This is a genomic window from Microcoleus sp. Pol12B4 (genome assembly GCF_036701385.1).
Taxonomy (GTDB): domain Bacteria; phylum Cyanobacteriota; class Cyanobacteriia; order Cyanobacteriales; family Microcoleaceae; genus Microcoleus.
The window spans coordinates 1-9,869 of sequence record NZ_JAUBQR010000244.1 but is presented as its reverse complement, the minus strand read 5'-3'; the positions used below and the strand labels follow the sequence as shown (position 1 = coordinate 9,869).

Genomic DNA, 9,869 nt, shown 5'->3' with positions numbered 1-9,869 from the left:
TAGCCCAATTCGACAAACTTTCGTAGAAAAAGAACGACACGCCAGCGAAATCTCTTTTTCGCACTTCTTGCACTTGTTCTTGAATTTGTTTTAGGGGCACGGAATTATTTTTAAGACCAGTTAAAATGCCGATCGCAGTTGGAATGTTAAGTTTAGCCAGTTTAACTTCTTCCCGTTCCAGTTCGGCACTAAAACGCTTGATATCGCTGCGATAAACCTGCAACACAATTTCTTGAATGTAGCCGCGTCTTTCCCAGGTAAACCAGTCCTGCAAGTGGGCGGGTAAAGAAAAGTGAAAAGGGTTCGGAGATAAGCTGACAATACATTTTTGTTTGCGGGATTTGATGGCGCGGGAAACTCGTCCCACGAAGTCGTTAATTTTGTCAGCGCGCCAGCGCACCCAGAAAGTTTCGCGGGCGTCGTCGGAGGGAGGGCTTTTGATTTGTTCCTGATACATTGACACAGTTAACGGCTCGTAGCCAAATTCTACTGGCAAGCCAAAATGGTCGTCAAATTGAATGCCATCTATATCATAATTATCGACAATTTCTATGATTAAATCTAAGATAAATTGCTGAACTTCGGGATGAAATGGATTCAGCCAAACTCGCTCGTGTTTGCCTTCTTTCCAAATAGTTGAACCGTCGCGTCGCTGCGCCAGCCACTCTGGGTGAAGTGTGGCTAATTCCGATTCTGCGGGAGCCATGAAACCAAACTCAAACCAGGGGATTACTGCTATACCTTTTTGATGGGATTGTGCTATAATTTCTTTGAGGATGTCTCTGTCTTTCAATCCGGGCGAGGGGTCGAGCGACTGTCCGAATACTCGTTGGGCTGCAGCGCTCGGATAAAGCGTATAGCCTCCTTGCCAAACCGTGGGATAGATGGTATTAAAATTGAGTTGATCGAGTCGATTTACAGCGTCAATGATGTTGTTGCGGGAGAAAATAACGTCGCTGTCAATGTTCGTCAGCCAGACGCCGCGCAATTCGGTTGTTGGGGTTTTGGGCGGGGTTTGAGCCAAGAGACGGGGGGATAAAATCGTGGAGGAGGTAAGGGCGATCGCAAAAACAACTATTAAAGCCAGTATCCGCTGCCATTTGTGCAGTTTAATCATCAATTTGTCGCAAATATGATTATTTTTAGACTGATATTTTACCGTATAATTAGCTTGTTAGGGTGCGTCAGCTAGGGTTATTTTATTAAAACTCGCTCGAACAATTCCTGACGCACCTACTATTTTTGATATTATTGGGGGTCAACGATGATACCCATAAATAATATTGTTCCTGTAGTATTGTCTCGAATAGCACAAAAGAATGGACGGTTTACATTCATTTCAAAAGCCGGCATAGATCTCGTTAACTCAATTACAGTCACGGCTGCTGCTTCTGTACCTTCTTCGTTAACTTCGACAAATGTCTTGTGTGTGACCGATTCTACTACTACTTGGCTATCAGTCATCGGGGAAAAGTCTGTTTTCACTCGACCGAAAAATTCTGCAATTCCCAAACCTATAAGTGTATCTTTCAGTTTAACTTCATACTCCATTTTGAAGCGCGGTATTTCAATCATTCCACTTTTAACTCTAAATTCTTGCATCCATTTATTCCAGTTTTCGGGCGTTAATTGCTGTGAGAAAGTTGCCAAATTGGTATTGGAGTTTGGCAAGAAAATATACATACTCAGAGCGCCTTTTTTGCCGTAAGGTAAACTGACTGCTTGAAAAGTGTCTGTTTCGTAGCACCGATAAGAGCCGCTCTGGGACATCATGGGATGCTGTTTGGAACTGCTGTCTGTTAAATAAAAAGTTTTGTTGGCAGTTTGAGATTTATCAAATGGGGTTTCCCAGTTGCCTTTGAAATAGATGGCGTTAATCAAAAATAAAAGTGTAGTCGGGGTAATTTTAGTGACTATTTTATCAATTTTTCCTTGAGTTTTTTGGCTCACCCAGTTGTTAATGATGCTGAGAGCTTCTTGCGGGCTCTGAAAGTCTATTTCGCTAATATTGGCTTGGTAGTATTGTTGATTTATTTGCAAAAATTCGGGTTTTAATGAGAAGCCTTGTTTGACAAAAAGCGCGTTGGCAATTGATACTTGGATCTTGGGGTCATTTTTTTGCAAACAGTTTTGCAAATTTTGATTTGCTGCGTTGATTGCTTTTAAACTCATTTTCGTTAATTCTAGAGCTTTTGTCATTTCTTGTTTGGTTTCTCCGCTGACTCCGTTATATGTCATTGACAGTGCGAGGGCGACAGAAGTAGGGGAAATAAAGATATTTTTATTCGGCTGTTGTTTGCTTAAGGTGTTGAACAAGTTAAAACCAAATTTGGTATTAGCTGCAACAAGTCTGGCGTCTACATTTATCTGGTTGTTAGGGTGTGTCATGGCTAGAGCTTCTGAGTGATTGGGATTTGCGAGGGTGATTGCGTTAATTTTTAGTGACAGCGCTAATTATGTGATTCAACCGGACATGATATCCTATTCTATTGGTTAATTTTTTAAGAATAACCTTGCAGGTTCATGACTTTTCGATAGTGGGCTTCTATTTCACTTACTGTTTGCGATTGACGCTTGCTCGTCCACTCGCTGCGATCGAATAATTCCCGCCTCAAAGCATCAACATCAATCGTTTTCACCTTACCTTCTGCGACAATTTGCTTGCCGTTTACCCAAACGCTGTCTACCGCATTAGTCGGGCGTCCCAATATTAGCAAGCCAATCGGATCGGTGCGCGGCAGGAATGATAAACTGGTTAAATCATACAGCACAAAATCTGCTTTTTTACCGACTGTCAACGAACCCATTTCATCGGCGAGATTCAAGCCCTTTGCTCCTCCCAGGGATGCCATTTCTACAGACTGGCGCGGTGTAATCCATTGGCGGTAATCCAAATCCGTGATATTGTGCAAAATCGAACCAATTTTAATGGCTTCCAGCAAATCTTGAGAGTCATTGCTAGCAGCGCCGTCGCAGCCAAAAGATACGTTAACTCCCGCTTGACGGTATTTCAAAATCGGTGCAATCCCACTTCCCAGGCGCAAGTTGCTGAGGGGATTGTGTACGACGGTCGCTCCTGTTTCTGCCATGATCGCTATGTCGGAATCGTCCAGCCAAACGCAGTGCGCTAAGGAAGTCCGTGGACTCAAATAACCAATTCTTTGCAGGTGTTCGACAGCGCTACAGCCGTATTTTTCGTGAGCTAGTTGTTTTTGCGCGGAAGTTTCTAATAGGTGGGCGTGCCGACAAAGATTGTAGCGATCGCTCAAATCGATGCAGCCTTCAAACAAAGCATCGGAACACAGTTGAATTCCCGTCGGCGCCAACAACATATTAACACCTTTTTCGGGATTGTGAAACTGTTTTATGGCTGTTTCCATTAATTCCAAAGTTACCTTAGTCGATCGAATGTAAGCCGCGTGTTCGATGCCGCTATCGCCAGAAGGCATTCCCGCGGTCAGGGATTCATCTTGAATTAACGGCCCGATAAAAGCGCGGATGCCTATTTCTTGATAAGCGCGAACTGCGGCGGCAATTGTCTCTAATTCTTGCCCCGGAATCAAAACTAAATGATCGACTACGCTTGTACCGCCCGACAGCAATGTTTCTACCGCAGTTCCCAAGGCGCTCAAGTAAACTTGTTCGGGTTCTAGAGGCGTAAAATCGTATAATTCGGCAATCCACAACTCCAGCGGCAAAGGGGGAATTATGCCCCGCTGCCACATTTCTGAAGAGTGTGTGTGCGCGTTGACAAAACCGGGCAGCAGCAGCTTATTTTTGCCGTTAATAACTGTTCCCGCAGGTTTTAACTTGGGTCCGATCGCACTTATGCAATTATCCACGGCTTGCACATCTGTGGTTTCATAACCGCTATCAACCGGAATTAAAGCATTTTGAATTGTAAAACTCATAGATTTACCCTTTTTATAAATTTACATTAATTTTTATTATATGCTTCCAGGGAGCTAACATTTGCGATCACCCAACGATGATAAAGTTAATAAATCCTAAACTTTATCAAAAAGTTACCCCGGATCCTTAATTATAACAAAGATTTAAGATATGACAAGTTAGTAACCATCAAATAGTTATAAGATTGAAATTGTTTTTGACTCACAATCTATATGAATCCTGATTCTCTCCGCACTTTGGGTGTACCGCCGAATGCTTGGAAAGTTGATGCCAAAATTGCCGATATCACCCGCTCGCAACTTGACCCACAAATTGTTACTTTAGAAACAGAAACTAAAACCCTGCGTTTGGACTTAGCAAAAGCAGCAATGTTGGTGATAGATATGCAAAACGATTTCTGTCATCCCGACGGTTGGCTAGCACATATTGGCGTAGATGTAACGCCCGCCAGAACTCCAATTAATCCTTTAACCGATTTGCTGCCAAAATTGCGATCGCATGCAGTACCAATTATTTGGATCAACTGGGGAAACCGCCCCGATTTGCTCAATATTAGTGCAGCTTCCCGTCACGTTTACAATCCCACAGGCGACGGCGTAGGTTTGGGAGATCCGCTGCCAAAAAACAACGCCCCTGTACTGATGGCAGGGAGTTGGGCGGCGCAGGTTGTCGATGAATTAAAACCCAAACCGGAGGATATTTGCGTTGATAAATATCGGATGAGCGGCTTTTGGGATACTCCTTTAGATAGTATCTTGCGGAACCTCGGCAGAACTACACTTTTCTTCGGAGGAGTAAACGCCGATCAGTGCGTGATGGCTACCCTGCAAGATGCTAATTTCCTCGGTTACGACTGTATTTTAGTCAAAGATTGTACAGCTACGACATCGCCAGATTATTGCTGGCAAGCGACTCTTTATAACGTTAAGCAATGTTTTGGTTTTGTGTCTGATTCTCAGGCTATGTTAGAAACAATTAAATAGCAGTCCTTAGTCCTTAGTCAGCAGTCATTAGTCACTAAGAATAAATTTTTGAGGCTAAGCTCGCAACTACTGGACTTACGGCTCAGCAACAAAGAAACCGAGTTTTTGCGGTTTTTGTAGCCTGTAACACATCTTCTCAGTAAAAACCCAGTTTCTCGCCGCCCATGCGTAAGTCCTAAACTAATGACTCTGGCTCGCTAATCATATCAGAAACATAACAACCGACAACTCACAATAAAAAAATGACAAACCAGTGTATGATTCCAGTGGTAAAGTCTCCGCAAGACTACCAAGCATTTCGCATCAGTCCGGGCGATACTAATAGATTAGCTATCGTCTTCGATCCGATAACAGCTAATGTTTCATTAACTGTTTGTGTGGAGATTTTCGATGCGGGCGGCAAAACTCCTCCCAACCGCCATCAATTCGCAGTAGAAATGTTTTTTGTACTCAAAGGAAGAGGGCAAGCAACCTGCGACGGCAAAACAGTTAGTATTCAACCGGGAGATAGTTTGTTAGTGCCTCCAACGGGCACTCACGTAATTGAAAATACGGGCAGTGAACGTTTGTACGCTTTGTGCATCATGGTGCCGAATGAGGATTTTGTAGAACTAATTCGCAGCGGCACACCAGTCGAACTTGATGACGAAGATATGAGAGTTCTTGGGCGATCTGATGTACTCGTATCGTGCTAGTTTTGTAGTAGGGACTTTAGTCCTTTAATCTCGTTCCTAGGTAGAGCTTTGGAACATATATCTAGATGCTCTGCCTAGCTTCTCTTTTCCAGGTAAAATAATTTATGAGCGTTATTTTTCACATTACTCAAAGCCAACAATGGGAAGAAGCAAAACAGCTTAAATCCTATCGCGGTGATACCCTAGACTCTGAAGGATTTATCCACTGTTCAACTCTGCCGCAAGTTGTTAAATCTGCCAATAAGTTCTTTGTTGGTAAAAAAGGATTGCTGCTGCTGTTGATTGACTCGGAAAAAGTAGAATCGGAAATTAAATATGAATTGGCTGCGGGTGAAAATTACCCCCACATTTACGGACCGCTGAATGTTGATGCTGTGTTGAAAGTTGTTGAATTTGAACCGGGTGCCGATGGCAATTTTGAATTACCGGAAGAGTTAAGAGATATTGTTTGATATTCTGATTTTTGGCCTTTGTCAACTAACTTTTTAGGGCGTTGCTCAAAGCCCATCCCACGGAAAAGTTGAATTTTGTGGAACGGGCATCTTGCCCGTTCTAATTTCTGCAATATATCAATTTAAACTTACTAATTAACTAACTCTTTCGCCAATTTCAGTGCATCTTCGGGAGTCGCAATTCTCCCTTCCACCCGCGCTAATTGAATCTCCATCAACAATTGACCGATGCGCGGACTTCTGGGCAATTTCAAATATTCCATTAAATCATTGCCGCTAACTAACTGTGTGGGATGAGCAACAATATCATCAGCATCCAGGTAGCGATTAATTAACAGTGAAATATCCTCAACCGCTACTCCCGCCGCCACGGCTAAAACCGCTAAAACTGGAAATACTATTCCCACATCACGAAACAAAAAATACTGTTCTCGCAAAGACATTTCCGCAATAGGTTTTGCTTGCAATTGTGGCAAGTATTTCAAAAGCTCGATCGCACTTTTAATCTCCGCATTGCTGTACTTCAGCCGCTGCAACTGGGTTTCAGCAATTGTCGGGTCGGAAGCTGCCAAAATAGCCAGCTTCGCGACAGCCAACAAAGGCGTTTTAATTGTATCTCGAATCTGACGCCCGAATTCCTTCCCTAATTCCGGGTAAATTGCCGCTAATTGGTCAGCAGAGGCGTCAATTTTTGTCAAAATATCAAAACGGTCGATCGCACTTTCAAACCAAATTGAAAATAAACCGTCTTCGCAACCGCGACAAATCCAAGGAACACCGTCAGGATTGCTCAACAAATAACCCAATTCCGTCCGCACCCGTTCCACCGCTACCCGACTCAACAACGGTGCTAATTCCCGAATCGCCGATTGAGTTTCAGGTTCGATCGCAAAACCCAACTGCGCCGCTTGGCGGTAAGCTCTTAATAACCTCAGCGGATCGTCCTCCAAATTTGACCGCGAAATCATCCGCAGCACACCCAACCGCAAATCAGTTTGACCGTCCAAAGGATCGATGATTTCTCCGGTAAAAGGATTGCAGGCGATCGCATTTATCCGAAAATCCCGGCGCAGCAAATCCCCCTCCAGACTCCCCCCTTCCGCCTGCGCCAAATCCACCGTACCGCCCGCAAACACCACCCGCGCAATTTGGCGTTCCGCATCCAACAAGACAAATCCACCATTCGTGCGATCGGCAATTTTTCGAGCAGTCTTCACGGCCCGTGTTAGCATAACGAAATCCAAATCAAAATAGTGCGATCGCCTCCCCAGCAACGCATCCCGCACTGCACCGCCCACCAGATAAGCAGGCGGTGTCAGCAGTTCCAAATCAAACGGCCAAGTATCAGGAGATAATGAAGAGGGCAAATTAATCGGCATCGCAACAAAAATCTACTTTCCTTACAAACAATTAAACTCTTGCTACGCTAGATTAACAGAAAGCTCAATTTTCACCAATCTTTTTGAAATGCACAGAGGATATCAAGAATGTGTATTTGTATTAACTGCCACTATGTAGACCGCTGCTTCACCTACCACGCCGTAGAAGAACAGCACGAACAGCTTCACCTCACCGAAACACCCGATTTCGACCCCGTAGAACCCACCATCAACGTCAACATCCGTCCCCGCCAAGACGAAATAGAAATGGAATGGGATGTAGTCGGGTGTCAGAGTTTTAAGCAAGAGACCGGCAAATGGGCCAAATTGCGGCCAGGCGAACTCGTCCCGACTTAAGGAAAAAGGAAGAAGGAAGAAGGAAGAAGGAAGAGGGAAGAAGGAAGAAGGAAGAACCAAAAAATAAAACGCTCTCATTTTCTTTTTTCTTCTTTTTACCCGCTTTTTAATTTTCCCTTTCCAATATTCAATTCCCAATTTTCAATTTTCCATTACCGATGCCCGATGCCCAATTCCCCATTCCCCATTCCCAATTAAAAATCTAAAATCTAAAATCTAAAATCTAAAATCCAATGTGCTATTGCTTAAACCCAACTTGTCAGAATCCGCACAACCCAGGGGATGCAGAATTGTGCCAAAGTTGCGGCTCCAAATTGTTGTTAACTCTTGACGCAGAAACGCCATCAGCATCTCGCTACCGAACCATAAAGCCGATCGGGCAAGGAGGCTTTGGCCGAACATTTCTAGCAGTTGATGAAACAAAACCCCTGATTTTTTCGCAGTGCGTAATCAAGCAATTTTTACCGCAAAATACCTCAGCAGAAAAAGCCGCTCAACTATTTCACCAAGAAGCAGGCCAGCTACAAACCTTGGGCAAACATCCCCAGATTCCCGAATTAATCGCGCATTTTGAACAAGACGGGAGACAGTATTTAGTACAAGAATTTATAGACGGCAAAAACCTAGCCAGAGAATTAGAACAAAAAGGAGCATTCACCGAAACTCAAATTCGGCAAATCCTCAACGATTTATTGCCAGTGCTCCACTTCGTCCACAAATCCAAAGTCATTCACCGCGATATCAAACCCGAAAATATTATTCGCCGCCGACTATCTCCAGCCCCTTTACCGGCATTAGAAAATTCCTATCAACCCTCTCCGTTCCAAAAAGATATTGTTTTAGTAGACTTTGGTGCAGCTAAGAAAGTAACAGCAACCGGGTTGCCGCAAACTGGTACAATCATCGGCAGTGCTGCTTATACAGCCCCAGAACAATTGATGGGGAAAGCAGTTTTTGCCAGCGATATCTACAGTTTGGGCGTTACTTGCATTCACTTGCTGACTGAAATTCCTCCCTTCGATTTGTTCGACAGTACAGAGGATTCTTGGGCTTGGCGAAATTATTTGAAGACTGCTGTTAGCGACGATTTCGGCCGCATCCTCGACACCATGCTTCAAAGTGCCACCAATCGGCGCTACAGCTCAGCATCAGCAGTCATCCGGCACTTGAACCCCAAACCTGTGTATTTAGACGCAGCGCCTGTGCTAGACGCGCCCGAAACGCCCGCAGAACGGGTGGTTACACCTGCGCCCGGTGTGTTGCTTTTCACTCGCCAACAGCAAGCCGAAATTCAGCAAGCTTTACAAGAGGCTCTCGCCCCGTACAATGTTACAATCCAAGTCAGTCAAGCCAAGCAACAGCTCAATATCGTCATCAACAGAACCGAAGACAACCCCGTTTACTATCCGCACTTATCTCAAATAATTGCCACCAGACTCACTGATTTGCAGTTAAATAAAGTCGCAGCCGTGAAGCTGTTGGGAAGAGTCAACAATTCTCGCCGCCCGGAGTGGAAGCAAATATTGCAAATCGATCCCAAGATTAAATTGAGAAACAAACTCGTGCGGCTGCAACACAATCAATTACTCAAGAAAGTCGCCTCTGTTACTACCCAAGAATTTTGGCTGCCGAAGTTGAAAACTCAGGATTTTTGGATAGATGCGCTAATGTTTGCCTTAGTTTGGTTTATCTTTGGCTCTCAAATAGTTATTTTTAATTCTTGGTTTGCGCTAATAGTTTCGTCGGGTTTTATGACGGTGAAGCATCAAGTTTCCCAACACAAAGAATTTGCTAATAAAAATTTATTTGCAAGTTTAGTAGTGCTGTTTTTGGTGAGTGGGGGTATGGGTAATTCGAGGATTTTAAACACGGGAATATTTGGCATTCTTTTGGGTTGCTTAGTTGTGGCTTTGCCCCTGTTTTTTGTTAAGGAAAATTATCAGTAATCGTGAATAGCAATCCCCAAGACGGAACATCTGTTAAAAAATACGGCTTAGCCCTGCACACAGCTAGTCGCGAACTCGGTTTAGCCATCAGCAATTTTGCCGGGGATTCTCGCTGCCAAACTTGGAATTTGGATCGCGATTTAGC

9 protein-coding genes are annotated in these 9,869 nt (G+C 44.0%); 5 read left to right on the top strand and 4 right to left on the bottom strand.

Going from position 1 to position 9,869, the window contains the following annotated elements; translation table 11 throughout:
• The 3 genes from QUA38_RS24720 to QUA38_RS24710 form a co-directional block, all read right to left on the bottom strand.
• Positions 1 to 1,117, bottom strand: a 1,117-nt coding sequence (locus QUA38_RS24720; RefSeq protein ID WP_333166595.1) for a glycoside hydrolase family 10 protein, incomplete at its 3' end; no start/stop codon positions are given.
• Between the two features lie 131 nt (positions 1,118 to 1,248).
• Positions 1,249 to 2,388: a serpin family protein gene (locus tag QUA38_RS24715; RefSeq protein WP_333166593.1), complete on the bottom strand. Its 1,140-nt coding sequence runs from the start codon at positions 2,386 to 2,388 to the stop codon at positions 1,249 to 1,251.
• A gap of 113 nt (positions 2,389 to 2,501) precedes the next feature.
• A complete protein-coding gene (locus QUA38_RS24710) occupies positions 2,502 to 3,911 on the bottom strand; it encodes an amidohydrolase (RefSeq protein WP_333166591.1) in 1,410 nt (469 codons plus the stop codon).
• A gap of 213 nt (positions 3,912 to 4,124) precedes the next feature.
• Between QUA38_RS24710 and QUA38_RS24705 the strand changes: the two genes are divergently transcribed.
• From QUA38_RS24705 to QUA38_RS24695, 3 genes are all read left to right on the top strand, one after another.
• Positions 4,125 to 4,895: a cysteine hydrolase family protein gene (locus QUA38_RS24705; protein ID WP_333166588.1), complete on the top strand. Its 771-nt coding sequence runs from the start codon at positions 4,125 to 4,127 to the stop codon at positions 4,893 to 4,895.
• Between the two features lie 257 nt (positions 4,896 to 5,152).
• On the top strand, positions 5,153 to 5,590 hold the full coding sequence (locus QUA38_RS24700; RefSeq protein ID WP_333166586.1) for a cupin domain-containing protein: 438 nt from the start codon (positions 5,153 to 5,155) through the stop codon (positions 5,588 to 5,590).
• Between the two features lie 104 nt (positions 5,591 to 5,694).
• Positions 5,695 to 6,042, top strand: a complete 348-nt coding sequence (locus QUA38_RS24695; protein WP_333166584.1) for a DUF952 domain-containing protein — start codon at positions 5,695 to 5,697, stop codon at positions 6,040 to 6,042.
• Positions 6,043 to 6,173: 131 nt separating this feature from the next.
• Here QUA38_RS24695 and QUA38_RS24690 read toward each other — a convergent pair whose 3' ends face one another.
• Positions 6,174 to 7,421: a CCA tRNA nucleotidyltransferase gene (locus QUA38_RS24690; RefSeq protein WP_333166581.1), complete on the bottom strand. Its 1,248-nt coding sequence runs from the start codon at positions 7,419 to 7,421 to the stop codon at positions 6,174 to 6,176.
• A 108-nt stretch (positions 7,422 to 7,529) separates the two neighbouring features.
• Between QUA38_RS24690 and QUA38_RS24685 the strand changes: the two genes are divergently transcribed.
• Together QUA38_RS24685 and QUA38_RS24680 are read left to right on the top strand one after the other, a co-directional pair.
• Positions 7,530 to 7,778, top strand: coding sequence for a Ycf34 family protein (locus QUA38_RS24685; RefSeq protein WP_006632635.1), 249 nt, complete (start codon positions 7,530 to 7,532; stop codon positions 7,776 to 7,778).
• A 233-nt stretch (positions 7,779 to 8,011) separates the two neighbouring features.
• Positions 8,012 to 9,724 carry a serine/threonine-protein kinase gene (locus tag QUA38_RS24680; protein WP_333166579.1) on the top strand — a complete coding sequence of 571 codons (1,713 nt, stop codon included), beginning with the start codon at positions 8,012 to 8,014 and terminating at the stop codon, positions 9,722 to 9,724.
• Positions 9,725 to 9,869: the final 145 nt, after the last annotated feature.